Genomic DNA, 14090 nt, shown 5'->3' with positions numbered 1-14090 from the left:
GCATGGTTGATTTCATCAAAGGTTCGATTGATTCGGGCCTTTTTGATTTTGTAAAATACATGCAGATCATGCGACATAACTTTTCAGGGAAAGCATCGATTGTTGAGTACAGCTAAAAGTATAATTAATGTTCTTTTATTGCTGAAATGTCTGATATTAGACCTAGATGCCTGTAAAAGTAAGTTTTGAGCATTGGATCATCGCTATAATGAGTAGATGATGGATCGTCTACCATCACATGCATATAAGGAACATTTTTTTCGTGTTTGAACTGGACTGTAAATTACTCAGTATCTTTTTTTACGTTTATAAGTTTAAAAGTGTGTCACTGGCGGCTGATCATTTAGAAATGAGTCAACCGACGGTGAGTAACATTCTGAATAAAATTCGCCAACATTATAATGATCCGCTGTTTTTACGGATTGGCAATGAAATGGTGCCAACTGAGCTGTCGAAACAGCTGTTTCCGTTGGTCAGTGAGGCTTTAAACAAGGTTGAAATCATCAATAACTTTACGATTGATTTTGACCAAGCCACTTCGCAGCAACAGTTTAGTTTGGCCATGACCGATGTTTCGCATTTGGTGTTATTGCCGAAAATTTCGCAATATTTAAAGAAACATGCGCCGCATATTCGTTTGAATATCCGTCCGATCACCTCTGAAACCAGTTATCAAATGGCAAATGGTGAGATTGATTTGGCGCTGGGTTTTTTACCTCAATTGGAAAATGGCTTTTATCAACAGCAACTGTTCGAGCAGTATTATGTGGTGATTGCCGCCAAAGATCATCCGCGTTTGACAGGTGACAGTATCAGCACAGCGCAGTATTTGGCTGAGTCACATATCGATATTGATGCGGGTATGGGACATTACCATATTGAAAACGAACTGCTTAATTTAGAACTAAAACGTGACATTTTAATGCGTTTACCGAGCTATTTAGGGGTAGGCTTGGTGGTACAAGAAACCGATGCAATTGCGACAGTCCCGTATTATTTAAGTGAAGTGCTGCTTTCACGTGGCAATTTAAAGATCTTCAATGCACCAATTGCCTTCCCAAGTTATGGGGTGAAACAGTATTGGCATATGTCTTGTCATCATAAAACCAGTCATCAGTGGCTGCGTCACATGTTCCATGAAATTTTAATGAAGTAATTCTTAAAATTTGATGCTTTTTAGTGCGCATAGCGAAAATATGCGTGCTTGAAATCTAAAGTGCCCATTTATTGCTCATAAATAGTATTACGAAGTTTAAAAATCGTAATACTGAATTGGCACAGCCTTTGCATCGTCTAATCTGAAAGAGTGATCTAGGGTTCCGATACATATCTATTTTATGTATGTCTGCGACCGAGAGTTCACGGTTCGAAAGAGCTACACGGAGGGATAAAAGCCCGGGAGGTAAACAGTTACGATTTAGGCAGAGGCGCATGAGCACAATAACTTATCACGACGATAACGCACTATGGACTGAACTTTTACCGGGTGGGCATCACTGGTCTGGGCGTATTCAACGCGGCACCGTTTTACAGTTCCAAGCATTGGGAGCACAAGCCAACGTTTCACTTTTCTGTGTCAACAGCGAAGACAAACTCGAACGCTTTAATATGCCCGATAGCTTAAAGGCACAGCACACAGCATTTCTAAGTACAGGACATGTGTTGTATTCAGACTTAGGTCGGGTGATGGCCTCAATTGTTCACGATGATCATGGTTGGAATGATGCCCTGTGTGGTCCAAGTCGCACAGAACAAATTCAAAAACAATTCGGCACTCAAACTTTTCAAGATGTACGAAATGAGATGTATCGGAGTGGACGCGACAGTCTGTTACTTGAAATGACCAAGTTCTCATTAGGTCAAGCCGACCTGTCAGCTACGGTCAACCTATTCTCTAAGATTCGTCCTGATGATGCAGGCAACTTATCTTATATCGATGTCGATAATACCCATCAAACTATTGAACTGCGTTTTGAGATGGACTGTCTGGTGTTCTTATCTGCTGCGCCACATGGTTTAAGCCAAGCAGTAAAGTATCAGCCAGCCGATATTCAAATGCGCTTATTCAAAGCCTCCGCTTTAGCAGTACACGATGTCTGTCGTGATTCATGCCCACAAAACCAACGCGGTTTTCAAAACAACGCACGTTATTACGCATTTGATGCTGCTTAAGCCCGAGGAGAATACGCATGACCAGTTTACAAGCATTTAATCAAACCATTTTAAATGAAATCTGTCCAGCGGGCGAAGCATGGATGGGTGAAGTCCAGAAAGGGCAGTATTTCCGCATTATTGACCTCGAAGGCAACCAAGCAGTCGATACTTTATTGATTTCTGCGAACAATCCTGAAGAACGTTACAGCGCAACCGATACTCTAGCCATTAATCAGCAGATTTATCTCGAAAAAGGCACAGCTCTATATACCAACTATGGCAACAAAATCGCAACGATCCATGATGATAACTGTGGTCGTCATGACACCTTAGGCGGTGCTTGTTCATGTGAAAGTAACACCGTACGTTATGCACACGACACATTTCCGATGCACAGTTGCCGTAATAACTTTATGACAGCTTTAGCTTTGCACCCAATCGCGAAAAAGCATGGACTGAATGTTCGTCATATTGGGCCGAATATTAACTTCTTTATGAATGTACCCGTGAGTAGTGATGGGCATCTCAAGTTTGACGATGGAATATCGGCGCCGGGTAAATATGTTGAAATTCAAGCAGAGATGGATCTCATCGTGCTGATTTCTAACTGCCCACAGCTGAACAACCCATGTAATGCCTACAACCCGACCAAAATTCAACTGATTGTACGTGATGGCAAGGAGTAATCAACATGTTTAAAAAAGTTCTCATTGCCAACCGTGGGACAATTGCCTGCCGAGTAATTCGTACATTAAAGAATTTAGGCATTCAGTCTGTTGCGGTGTATTCAGAAGCAGACCGTGATTCCTTACATGTGACTTTGGCTGATGAAGCGGTATTTATTGGGGATAGCCCAGCCAGTCAAAGTTATTTAAATATTGAAAAAATTTTACAGGTTGCGAAAGAAGCAGGTGCAGAAGCCATTCATCCAGGCTATGGTTTCCTGTCTGAAAATGCGGAGTTTTGTGATTTGTGTGAGTCACAGGGCATTGTGTTTCTAGGGCCGAATTCTGCGCAAATGCGTAGTTTTGGCTTAAAGCATACTGCGCGCGAACTTGCCATTCAGGCGAACGTGCCATTGTTACCGGGGAGCCAACTTTTAGCAGATGAAGCGGAAGCATTGGTAGAGGCGAATCGTATCGGTTATCCCGTGATGCTGAAAAGTACCGCAGGTGGTGGCGGTATTGGTATGCGTTTGGTGTGGAATGAAGCAGAGCTTAAAGATGCTTATGCAACGGTATCTTATTTGGCGCAAGCGAACTTTAAAGATGCAGGTTTGTATTTAGAAAAGTTTGTGGAAAATGCGCGTCATATTGAAGTCCAAATTTTTGGTGATGGTCAAGGTTTGGTTCTGGCTTTGGGAGAGCGGGACTGTTCAGTACAGCGCCGTAACCAAAAGGTAATTGAGGAAACTCCTGCACCACATTTAAATGATAAACAACGTGCTTATATTCAAGCTGTTGCCGTTGAATTGATGCAGTCGGTGAATTACCGTTCGGCAGGTACGGTTGAATTTGTGATGGATACTGACACCCAGCAATTCTACTTCTTGGAGGTGAATACGCGGTTGCAAGTTGAACATGGCGTGACCGAGCAAGTATTTGCTGTAGACCTTGTGGAATGGATGGTCACTTTAGGTAGTGGTGACTGGACTGCGCCAACAGAGATGCTTGCACCTAAAGGCCATTCGATCCAAGTCCGTTTATATGCTGAAGATCCAATTAAGAACTTTCAACCCAGTGCTGGCTTATTGACTTATGTCGAGTTTGATCCGCAAGCGCGTAATGAAACATGGGTAGAAACAGGTTCAAACGTGTCTTCCTTTTATGACCCGATGATTGCCAAAATCATTGTGACCCGCGAGAACCGTGAAAGTGCAATTCAGGCCATGAGTGACAGCTTGGTAAAAACATCAGTAGCAGGAATTGAAACTAATCTTGAGTATTTACAAAACATTATTGACTGTGAAGTGTTTAAAGCAGGGACACAGACTACACGTTTCTTAAATACTTTTGAGTGGAAAACTCAAAAAATTGAGGTATTACAGTCTGGTATTCAAACGTCAATACAAGACGTCAATGGTCGTTTGGGGTACTGGGATGTTGGAGTGCCACCATCAGGTGCGATTGATCCACTATCGTTAAATGTTGCTAATCAACTATTGGGAAATCCATTTAATACCGCAGGGCTCGAATGTACATTACAAGGCCCAACTTTAAAATTCCATTGTGACAGCCAAATCGTGATTACGGGTGGCGACATGCTTGCGACATTGGATGGTGTCGACGTTGCCATGTGGCAGACCCTTAATGTTAAAAAAGGGCAAATTCTTAAAACAGGTAAAATCACCACAGGTTGTCGCAGTTATATTGGTATTAAAGGCGGATTCAATGTACCTGCCTATTTAGGCTCGCAAGCGACTTTTACTTTAGGTCAGTTTGGTGGTCATGCAGGACGCAATTTACTCATTGGAGATATGTTGCCCATTACGGCTTATACTTCAGTAGAAACCGTTGCACTTGGTGCAGCGCAGGTGCCGAGCTTTAGCCAGACTTGGCAAATTGCAGTGATGTATGGACCACATGGAGCGCCCGACTTTTTCACCAAACGCGATATTGAGCGCTTCTTTGAGCAAGAATTTGAAATTCACTTTAACTCAAGTCGTACAGGCATTCGTTTAGTCGGTGAAAAACCTGAATGGGCACGTACCGATGGTGGTGAGGCAGGACTACATCCTTCGAATATTCATGATAATGCTTATGCCATTGGCGCGATTGATTTCACTGGAGATATGCCAATTATTTTAGGGCCTGATGGTCCAAGCTTAGGCGGTTTTGTTTGTCCTGCGGTGGTGGTCAGCTCAGAACTATGGAAAATTGGTCAGCTCAAAGCGGGTGATAAAGTTAAATTTATCCCAATTTCTTATGATCAAGCACAAGTATTGAATCAAAAATATAGCGCAGCGTTAACCGCAGATACGACTGAAAACGTAGAATTTTCTCCAAGCTTTCATGCTGAAATGGAGACCTTATCAGATGCCGTTTTAGCGACTTTAAAAGGTGAGAACGCTAGACCTGATGTGACTTATCGTCCTGCAGGTAATAGTTATCTGTTGGTTGAATATGGAGAGTTGGTTTTAGATCTCAATTTACGCTTCCGTATTCATGCTTTAATGCAATGGGTTAAAGACCAAAGAATCGAAGGGATTATAGACTTAACACCGGGTATTCGTTCGCTGCAAATTCATTTTGATTCAATGGTGCTAGATCAAAAACATTTATTGGGCCTTTTACAGCAAGCAGAAAGTGAATTGCCTGATGTGACCGCAATGGAAGTCCCGTCGCGCACAGTCTATTTGCCTTTGGCTTGGGAGGACTCACAAACTCAGTTGGCGACTGAACGTTATATGCAAACAGTACGTCCAGATGCGCCGTGGTGTCCTGACAATGTTGAGTTTATTCGTCGTATCAATGGTCTAGATTCAAAGCAAGCGGTGAAGGATGTCGTATTCAGCACCAAATATTTGGTGATGGGTTTGGGGGATGTGTACTTGGGTGCACCTGTGGCAACGCCACTGGACCCACGTCATCGTTTAGTGACCACCAAATATAATCCTGCACGTACATGGACGCCTGAAAATGCAGTCGGCATTGGTGGCGCATATATGTGTGTCTATGGCATGGAAGGCCCGGGCGGTTATCAGTTTGTTGGGCGTACAACCCAAATGTGGAGTCGTTACCGCAAAAATCCAGATTTTGAACAAGGAAAACCATGGCTACTGCGCTTCTTTGATCAAATTAAATTTTATGAAGTGTCTGAAACAGAACTGATGCAAATGCGGGAAGACTTTAAAGCGGGGCGCTTAAAGCTTCGTGTAGAAGATGGGGTTTTAAATCTAAAAGAATACAATGACTTCCTCATTGAAAATGCAGCATCCATTTCAAGTTTTAAAGCGGTACAGCAAACGAACTTTGAAGAGGAACGCCGTCGCTGGCATGAGGCTGGTTTGGCTGAACATGTTTCTGAAAGTCTAGATGCGGTGTTAGACGACAGTGAAATTCAAATTCCTGAAGGTGGCTGTGCAGTCGAGTCGCATATGCCGGGTTCTATTTGGAAAATTGAATGTACCTCTGGAGACATTGTGGAAGAAGGGGCAACTTTGGCCGTGATTGAAGCCATGAAAATTGAAATTCCCATTATTGCACCTGAGCGGATGAAGGTTGAAACCATTACCATTGAAAAAGGGCAAACGGTAAAAACAGGTCAGGTGCTGTTTACACTGGCACCGGTAGCTTAAATTCAAATATCACGACATACAAAAAAGACTGCTTAAGCGGTCTTTTTTCGATTCTGAAAGTAGGATTTATCTAGTGCTAACAATAAATCGTTTTGTTAAATTAAGATTGCAACCCATAACAAAAAATAGATTGTTATGAAATGGTTATAAAATGATGTTTTGAATCAAAATATGCTAATTTAGTGAGACGCTTAAAAACATTATGGCTTGTATGAAAAAAACATTACTCGGCATGTTATTCATGTTAACTTCATCAGTGCTTATGGCAAATACGCCTAGTCAGGCTGAGGATACTCAAGCATCAAATCAAAATAATATTCGTGTAACGACTCGCCCTGAAATTGTGGGCTTATGGGGAATGGAAATTCCAAATAATCGTAAATGCGTTGAATACTATAATTTTAAAAGTAATAGTGATGTTGTGATTAAAAGTGGGGAAGAATGGTCTACGGGAATTTATGATTACCAGCCATCTACCGATAAAAATGTGCAACTGCCTGCTTTGATTTTGCAAGTCAAATTTGACAATAACCAAGTGGATTGCTCTGGGTCTCAAGAAGATCAGACTGGAGAAATGTCTCAGTATTTTGTGAAATGGCAAAGTCCATCGACCATTAATTTTTGTGCCAATGATAAAGCACAACAATGCTTTGCAACACTACGTCGCGTATTACCTTAATTAATTGTTTTATAAATAAAAAACCGCGATTTATCGCGGTTTTTATTTAAGGATCAAGGCAATTATTTGTCTTGATTACCTTCAATTTGCTTTAACAGGTGCTTTTCAAGGTAGTGAATATCCATTGCTTGTTCACAGAATTTTTCATCTTGAAGAATCAAATCTTTATGCAATGGAATATTGGTTTTAATACCGGTCAAAATCATTTCATCAAGCGCTTGGCGCATGCGTGCAAGTGATGTTTTACGATCCTTACCGTGTGCGATCAGCTTCGCAATCATCGAGTCATAGTATGGCGGAATGCTATAGCCTTGATAGATATGTGAATCAAGACGAATACCTGCACCACCTGGCACATAAAAATTCTCAATTTTACCCGGTGAAGGTAAGAAGGTCGTTGGATCTTCAGCATTGATACGGCATTCAATCGCATGGCCTTTGACTTCAACTTGATCTTGTTCAATTTCAAGACCTAAGCCACCAGCAATGCGGAGCTGTTGTTCAATAATGTCGATACCTGTCACCATTTCAGTTACAGGGTGCTCAACTTGAACACGTGTATTCATCTCAATAAAGAAGAATTCACCATCTTCAAACAAGAACTCGAATGTACCTGCACCGCGGTACTGCATTAATTTACAAGCATTTACGCAAGCTTCTAAAATGTCAGCACGTGCTTGTTCAGGTAAATTTGGCGCTGGCGCTTCTTCTAACACTTTCTGATGGCGGCGCTGTAAAGAACAATCGCGGTCATACAGGTGAATCGCGTGGCCATTACCGTCAGCAAGAACTTGAACTTCAACGTGACGAGGTGTTTGTAGGAAACGTTCCATATACACCGTGTCATCGCCAAACCACATTTCAGCATCACGCTGTGCAGCTTGAACGGATTCAAGTAGGGTATCGACACGTTCTACAATACGCATACCACGGCCACCACCACCAGAAGCAGCTTTCACGATCAATGGGAAGCCAATTTCTTTAGCTTCAGCCAGCGCATTTTGCGGTGTAACAGCATTTGCAGAACCTGGAACGGTTGGAACACCTGCTTTACGCATTGCAGTAATTGCAGAAACTTTGTTACCCATCAAACGGATGTGTTCAGGGCGTGGTCCAATAAAAATAAAACCAGAATTTTCTACAATTTCAGCAAATTCAGCATTTTCTGATAAGAAGCCATAACCTGGGTGAATGGCATCTGCACCTGAAATTTCAGCTGCTGTAATAATGGCAGGAATGTTCAAGTAGCTTTCACTGCTCGCACCTGGTCCAATACATACTGCTTCGTCTACAAAACGTAGGTGCATTAAGTCTTTGTCGGCATCTGAATAGATCCCTACAGTCTTAATCCCTAAAGTTTTGCAGGCACGGGTGATGCGCAGGGCAATTTCACCACGGTTTGCAATTAAAACTTTTTGCAACATTATAAGTCCCCGTCTATTACGCGCGGTAGCGGAATAATGGTTGACCGAATTGGATCACTTCGCCGTTTTTCACTAAAATTTCTTCAACCACGCCGCTTTGCGTTGCTTCAATCGGGTTCATGATTTTCATTGCTTCGATAATACCAAGTGTTTCACCAGCAGTGATGGTTTGACCGACTTTAACAAATGGCGCTTCACCTGGGCTTGGAGCCGCGTAAAACACACCAACCATTGGAGATGTTTCTACAGCACCACGTGGTGTTTTAGCCGCTGGAGCTTGAGCAACAGGAGCTGCCATAGCAACAGGAGCACCAGCTGCAACAACTGGACTACGACGAGTTAATGCAATCGATTGATCGCCTTCTTTAACTTCAATCGCTTGTAAGTCAGATTCAATCATCAGGTCGATGAGTTTCTTGATTTTACGAATATCCATGTGACAGTATTCCTAATTATGATTGCATAGAGGGTTGAATTTTAGTGAGAGCGTAATTGAGCGCAGCGCTATAACCTTGAGTACCTAAGCCACAAATAACGCCAACGGCTTTATCTGATAAATATGAATGATGTCTAAACGCTTCGCGCGCATGAACATTCGATAAATGAACTTCAATAAATGGGATGGCTACACCAAGCAGGGCATCACGTAGAGCAACAGAGGTATGCGTGAGTGCAGCTGGATTAATAATAATAAATTGGACGCCATCAGCTTGGGCTTGATGAATACGGTCGACAATGGCACCTTCCCAATTACTTTGGAAAGTGTCGAGAGAAATTGAAGCATTTTCAGCTTGTGCAATGAGTTGCTGATTGATGTCGTTCAGCGTTAGAGAACCATAGACTTCTGGTTCGCGCTTTCCTAGCAAATTTAGATTCGGTCCATGAATAACCAAAATGGTCGAACTCATTTAGCTTGCTCCATTTATAAATTGCAATAAATCTTTGCAAGATGGCTGCAAAGTTTGCGTATTATGGCATAAAGTTCTACATTTTTTTTATAGTTTGTTTGAATTGACGTAGATGCTTAGTGCCAAACTTCGGCAATATAATGTAAATTTTGCAAGGAATTGGCAATGTTAAAAGATTACAAATTTTCGGATTATTACTCTTTTTTACATTGTAAGCCAAATTGACCAAAAGCAGCAGATTTGTTTCCGTTTTGTGCCACAGGTGCAACTCGAGTCCTGAAAAGAGGTCAACTCAGACTTCTTAGTCGGTAGCTCACTCTACATGAGATCTAGATCATTTCTTATGTAACTAAACTGTATATCAAAATAAAGCTGAAGTTTGATATGGTTTGTATCTGTACATGATCTGATCAATTTATTCCAGCTCTTTTGGTTGGCTTGACGACCATGATCAATTCAGTTGCTAAGCTTTATTGGATCAATACTGAACTTGAAAAATATCACTTTCATTAATTAAAACATCAACTTGTTACGTTAAAATGTAGATGGACGTTTTTGTCTGTTGTTAACGTTTATCTAGCTGATGCCATGATCTTTTAGAAAAAACTGAAAAACTTGAAATAGTAAGTGGATAATTAAGGTTTCTAACGGTGTTTTTCAGCATCCTCTTGGTTGAGAAATTTTGCCGTTAAATAAGCAAAAGACTGTAGAAAAATTGCTGAGTAGCAGAATGTATTGAAAAAATATCCTCCTATTGCGTATGGAATTTTACTATGCAAGAAAATTTATAAAAGAAAACGATTGGCTATTTTGCTCATTTTAGCTGTGTAGATTCGGCTTTACATGATGGGATCTAGTGAGTTTAGGATTGGCAATAAGTGAAATTCTGAAGATATGATTTTGAAACCATAATAATTTCAGTTTGTTTTATATACAATTTTTGAGTTTTGATGATTTTAAGAGGAAAAATAGAATGAGCCAAAGCCAGCATATTTCTAATGCTGAGTTTTACGCATTCCTATCTCTTTCTTTAAATAGGTAAGAAAAAAAACAGCCCATGTTGGGCTGTTATTGGATCAGATCTAGAGCATTAAGCAATAAAGTCTAAGATGGCCTGATTGAAGGCTTTGGGCTGTTCGATATTTGAAATATGAGAGGCATCGATTTCAAATAGGGCACTACTTCGGATGTGATTCACCATGTACTGTGCATCTGAGACTGTTGTTACGGGGTCTTTACGCCCAGCAATCACAAGTAAAGGGACGTGAATACTTTCGAGTTTTTCACGTAAATCCGCTTTAGCCAAAGCTTCACAGCAACTCGCATAACCTTCTGGGCTGCCAGCACCTAAGTCGTTTGAAAGCGCTGCTACAGTTGCTGCGTTGCTTTGGATAAAGGGTTCGGTAAACCAACGACTCGCAGCCGTTGATGCAATTGGTTCTAAACCTTGGGTACGTACTAACGACGCGCGATCATTCCATGCTTGTTCATTGCCAATTTTGGCTGAGGTATTACATACAATGGCACGGTGAAAACGTTCAGGTTTATGAATAACTAACCACTGACCTGTAAGTCCGCCCATTGAGATACCGCAAAAAATGGCTTTCTCAATGTTTAAATGGTCCAATAAATGTATCAGGTCTAGACCAAGTTGTTCAATATCATAAGGCCCTTGAGGTGCGGAAGACTGGCCATGCCCGCGAGTGTCATAGCAAATCACAAAATAGTTTTTCTGGAAAAAAGTAATTTGTGGTTTCCACATGTTGAAGTTTGTGCCTAGCGAGTTTGAAAAAACGATCGCAGGATTTTTTGGGTCACCAAAGGTCTGATAGTGAATTTCGGCATTGTTTGAAGTAAACCTTGGCATATGCTTTTCCTTAATTCATTAAAAATTTTGAGTGTTTCCACTGTTGTTATCAACAAAAAGTGTTATGAGCAGAAACACCACGTCAGATCATAAGAAGGGTTAAACCCGCTGAATAATCATTGCAATGCCTTGACCGACACCAATACACATGGAACATAGCGCATAGGTGCCACCCGTTTGTTCTAACTGGTTTAAAGCTGTGGTGACTAAACGTGCACCCGATGCACCGAGTGGATGACCAATCGCAATCGCACCACCATTCGGATTCACTTGGGTGCTGTCATCTGCCAGACCGAGATCACGGGTAACAGCCAGTGCCTGTGCTGCAAAGGCTTCATTCAGCTCAATCACATCTATCTGCTCTAATGTCAGATTGGCTTGTTTGAGTAACTTTTTGATGGCAGGTGCTGGTGCAAAGCCCATAATGCGTGGTTCTATACCCACTGCTGTTGAAGCAATAATTTTGGCACGCGGTTTAAGTTGGTACTGTTCAACCGCTTGTTCCGAAGCAATCAGTACAGCAGCCGCACCGTCATTGATGCCTGATGCATTCCCCGCAGTGACAGTGCCTTCTGCTGTCACAACTGGCTTCAGTTTTGCCAAACCTTCTAGTGTGGTCGATGCACGTGGATGTTCATCGGTGTCGATCACAATTGGATCACCCTTACGCTGTGCAATATTCACAGGGATGATTTCATGTGTAAAAAAGCCTTGAGCTTGCGCGGTTGCGGTGCGCTGTTGACTCGCCAAGGCAAACTGGTCTTGATCTGCTCGATCAATATTAAATTGTTGTGCTACGTTCTCCGCGGTTTGCGGCATGGTGTCTACACCATACATCGCTTTAAGCTTAGGATTAATAAAACGCCAGCCCATAGTGGTGTCTTCAATCTTTTGACTACGGCCATATGCGGTTTCTGATTTACCCATCACAAAAGGTGCACGAGACATACTTTCCACACCACCTGCGATGATTAAATCTGCTTCGCCGGCTTTAATTGCACGCGCTGCCATGGCAATCGCATCGAGTGATGAGCCACATAAGCGATTCACCGTTGTGGCTGGAACTTCGACAGGTAAGCCTGCAAGCAGTGCAGACATGCGTCCGACATTCCGGTTGTCTTCTCCCGCTTGGTTGGCACAGCCGTAGATCACATCATCTACCTGTTTCCAGTCCACGCTAGGATTACGTTGCATCAAGGCTTGAATTGGGAATGCACCCAGGTCATCAGCACGAACTGGGGCTAAACCACCGGCATAACGGCCAAATGGGGTACGAATTGCGTCAATAATGTAAGCGTTTTTCATTCTTAATCTTGTCCTGTGAATCCCCCTTAATCCCCCTTTACTAAAGAGGGAAACTCCTCCCTTTTCAAAGGGAGGTCGGGAGGGATTAATTATCCCTGTGTTGCATCAATTAATGGAGCACCCGTCATCGCCTGCAATTCTGCAAAGCTTAAACCGTCGACTTTCTCAAGCACTTTTAAACCATCAGCAGTGACATCAATCACGCACAGGTCGGTGTAAATGCGATCGACACATTTCAAGCCTGTTGCTGGGTAGCTCAGTTCAGCCACGATCTTTGGTTCACCTTGTTTGGTGACATGATCCGTGGTGATAAACACTTTCTTAGCACCGACGGCTAAGTCCATCGCACCACCGACAGCGGGAATCGCATCCGGTGCGCCGGTATGCCAATTAGCCAAGTCACCATTGGCTGCCACTTGAAAGGCGCCAAGCACCGCGATATCTAAGTGACCACCCCGCATCATGGCAAAAGAGTCACCATGATGGAAAAAGCTACCACCTTGCAGCATGGTCACATATTCTTTCCCTGCGTTGATCAGTTCAGGGTCTTCTTCACCTGCGGCTGGTGGTGGACCAAAAGCCAATAAGCCATTTTCAGAATGTAGGAACACGTCTTTGTCTGAAGGCAGGTAACTGGCAATCTTGGTCGGTAAACCGATGCCTAAATTGACATAAGCACCATCGGGGATATCTTGTGCGACACGTTCTGCAATTTGGTTACGGCTGAGTTTTTGATAGCTCATGATGCTCTCCCGATTACACAGCAACGGGTTCAGGTTGAACCTGTACCACGTGATGAACAAAAATACCTGCGGTGATGATGTGTTCAGGGTCTAAGGCCCCCAGTTCCACCACTTCAGAAACTTGCGCAATGGTTACACCTGCCGCCATGGCCATAATCGGGCCAAAGTTACGTGCCGATTTGCGGTAAACCAAGTTGCCCCAACGGTCGCCTTGCTGCGCTTTAATCAGAGCAAAGTCGGCTTTGATTGGATATTCCAGTACATAATCTTTACCGTCGATGTGACGGGTTTCTTTGCCTTCGGCCAATAAGGTGCCGTAGCCAGTTGGGGTAAACACTGCGCCGAGTCCCATGCCTGCGGCTTGAATACGACAGGCCAAATTGCCTTGAGGCACCAGTTCCAATTCGATTTTTCCTGCACGATAGAGTTCATCGAAGACCCAAGAGTCGGACTGACGCGGGAACGAACAAATGACTTTTTTCACAGCACCCGCTTTGAGGAGCTTGGCTAAACCATAATCGCCATTGCCAGCATTGTTGCTAACGATAGTGAGGTCTTTGATACCGAGTTGAATTAAGCCATCGATTAGTTCAGCAGGTTGTCCTGCGGTGCCAAAACCACCGATCATGATGGTTGAGCCATCCTTTATTTGCGAAAGTGCTTCTGTTAAAGAAGCTGAACTTTTATCAATCATAATATTGTCCTAGGCACAG

12 protein-coding genes and 1 riboswitch are annotated in these 14090 nt (G+C 42.7%); of the genes, 5 read left to right on the top strand and 7 right to left on the bottom strand.

Features of this window, described 5'->3' with window-relative positions; genetic code table 11:
• Positions 1 to 262: 262 nt before the first annotated feature.
• From ACF8FD_RS14865 to ACF8FD_RS14845, 5 genes are all read left to right on the top strand, one after another.
• Entirely contained in the window at positions 263 to 1156 is an 894-nt protein-coding gene (locus ACF8FD_RS14865) for a LysR substrate-binding domain-containing protein (RefSeq protein ID WP_004979763.1), read from the top strand.
• Between the two features lie 144 nt (positions 1157 to 1300).
• Positions 1301 to 1404, top strand: a riboswitch (guanidine-I (ykkC/yxkD leader).
• A gap of 27 nt (positions 1405 to 1431) precedes the next feature.
• Entirely contained in the window at positions 1432 to 2172 is a 741-nt protein-coding gene (locus ACF8FD_RS14860) for an urea amidolyase associated protein UAAP1 (protein WP_234304925.1), read from the top strand.
• 17 nt (positions 2173 to 2189) lie between these two features.
• Positions 2190 to 2840, top strand: coding sequence for an urea amidolyase associated protein UAAP2 (locus ACF8FD_RS14855; RefSeq protein ID WP_234304926.1), 651 nt, complete (start codon positions 2190 to 2192; stop codon positions 2838 to 2840).
• Between the two features lie 5 nt (positions 2841 to 2845).
• A complete protein-coding gene (gene uca / locus ACF8FD_RS14850; protein WP_279679120.1) occupies positions 2846 to 6451 on the top strand; it encodes an urea carboxylase in 3606 nt (1201 codons plus the stop codon).
• A gap of 211 nt (positions 6452 to 6662) precedes the next feature.
• The gene (locus tag ACF8FD_RS14845; RefSeq protein WP_010326667.1) at positions 6663 to 7130 is read left to right on the top strand and encodes a hypothetical protein; all 468 of its coding nucleotides are present in this window, start codon (positions 6663 to 6665) and stop codon (positions 7128 to 7130) included.
• A gap of 62 nt (positions 7131 to 7192) precedes the next feature.
• On the opposite strand, the gene accC is transcribed toward ACF8FD_RS14845, so the two are convergent.
• From accC to ACF8FD_RS14810, 7 genes are all read right to left on the bottom strand, one after another.
• The gene (gene accC / locus ACF8FD_RS14840) at positions 7193 to 8554 is read right to left on the bottom strand and encodes an acetyl-CoA carboxylase biotin carboxylase subunit (protein ID WP_005399493.1); all 1362 of its coding nucleotides are present in this window, start codon (positions 8552 to 8554) and stop codon (positions 7193 to 7195) included.
• Positions 8555 to 8570: 16 nt separating this feature from the next.
• Positions 8571 to 8990, bottom strand: a complete 420-nt coding sequence (accB, locus tag ACF8FD_RS14835) for an acetyl-CoA carboxylase biotin carboxyl carrier protein (protein ID WP_004979753.1) — start codon at positions 8988 to 8990, stop codon at positions 8571 to 8573.
• Between the two features lie 16 nt (positions 8991 to 9006).
• Positions 9007 to 9462, bottom strand: coding sequence for a type II 3-dehydroquinate dehydratase (gene aroQ, locus ACF8FD_RS14830; protein WP_234304928.1), 456 nt, complete (start codon positions 9460 to 9462; stop codon positions 9007 to 9009).
• Between the two features lie 1090 nt (positions 9463 to 10552).
• On the bottom strand, positions 10553 to 11329 hold the full coding sequence (pcaD, locus tag ACF8FD_RS14825) for a 3-oxoadipate enol-lactonase (RefSeq protein WP_234304929.1): 777 nt from the start codon (positions 11327 to 11329) through the stop codon (positions 10553 to 10555).
• Positions 11330 to 11428: 99 nt separating this feature from the next.
• Positions 11429 to 12634, bottom strand: a complete 1206-nt coding sequence (pcaF, locus tag ACF8FD_RS14820) for a 3-oxoadipyl-CoA thiolase (RefSeq protein WP_234304930.1) — start codon at positions 12632 to 12634, stop codon at positions 11429 to 11431.
• Positions 12635 to 12723: 89 nt separating this feature from the next.
• Positions 12724 to 13377 carry a 3-oxoacid CoA-transferase subunit B gene (locus ACF8FD_RS14815; RefSeq protein ID WP_279679119.1) on the bottom strand — a complete coding sequence of 218 codons (654 nt, stop codon included), beginning with the start codon at positions 13375 to 13377 and terminating at the stop codon, positions 12724 to 12726.
• A gap of 13 nt (positions 13378 to 13390) precedes the next feature.
• A complete protein-coding gene (locus tag ACF8FD_RS14810; RefSeq protein WP_279679118.1) occupies positions 13391 to 14071 on the bottom strand; it encodes a 3-oxoacid CoA-transferase subunit A in 681 nt (226 codons plus the stop codon).
• Between the last annotated feature and the right edge of the window lie 19 nt (positions 14072 to 14090).

The sequence above is a fragment of the Acinetobacter sp. TYF_19 genome (assembly GCF_043105125.1).
Taxonomy (GTDB): domain Bacteria; phylum Pseudomonadota; class Gammaproteobacteria; order Pseudomonadales; family Moraxellaceae; genus Acinetobacter; species Acinetobacter johnsonii.
This window is presented reverse-complemented; position numbering and strand designations above follow the sequence as displayed.

What these genes read in the sequence shown, in the direction of transcription:
- ACF8FD_RS14860 (WP_234304925.1), top strand. Translation starts at nt 1,432, where the DNA reads ATGAGCACAATAACTTATCACGACGATAACGCACTATGGACTGAACTT.
- ACF8FD_RS14855 (WP_234304926.1), top strand. Translation starts at nt 2,190, where the DNA reads ATGACCAGTTTACAAGCATTTAATCAAACCATTTTAAATGAAATCTGT.
- uca (WP_279679120.1), top strand. Translation starts at nt 2,846, where the DNA reads ATGTTTAAAAAAGTTCTCATTGCCAACCGTGGGACAATTGCCTGCCGA.
- ACF8FD_RS14845 (WP_010326667.1), top strand. Translation starts at nt 6,663, where the DNA reads ATGAAAAAAACATTACTCGGCATGTTATTCATGTTAACTTCATCAGTG.
- accC (WP_005399493.1), bottom strand. Translation starts at nt 8,554, where the DNA reads ATGTTGCAAAAAGTTTTAATTGCAAACCGTGGTGAAATTGCCCTGCGC.
- accB (WP_004979753.1), bottom strand. Translation starts at nt 8,990, where the DNA reads ATGGATATTCGTAAAATCAAGAAACTCATCGACCTGATGATTGAATCT.
- aroQ (WP_234304928.1), bottom strand. Translation starts at nt 9,462, where the DNA reads ATGAGTTCGACCATTTTGGTTATTCATGGACCGAATCTAAATTTGCTA.
- pcaD (WP_234304929.1), bottom strand. Translation starts at nt 11,329, where the DNA reads ATGCCAAGGTTTACTTCAAACAATGCCGAAATTCACTATCAGACCTTT.
- pcaF (WP_234304930.1), bottom strand. Translation starts at nt 12,634, where the DNA reads ATGAAAAACGCTTACATTATTGACGCAATTCGTACCCCATTTGGCCGT.
- ACF8FD_RS14815 (WP_279679119.1), bottom strand. Translation starts at nt 13,377, where the DNA reads ATGAGCTATCAAAAACTCAGCCGTAACCAAATTGCAGAACGTGTCGCA.
- ACF8FD_RS14810 (WP_279679118.1), bottom strand. Translation starts at nt 14,071, where the DNA reads ATGATTGATAAAAGTTCAGCTTCTTTAACAGAAGCACTTTCGCAAATA.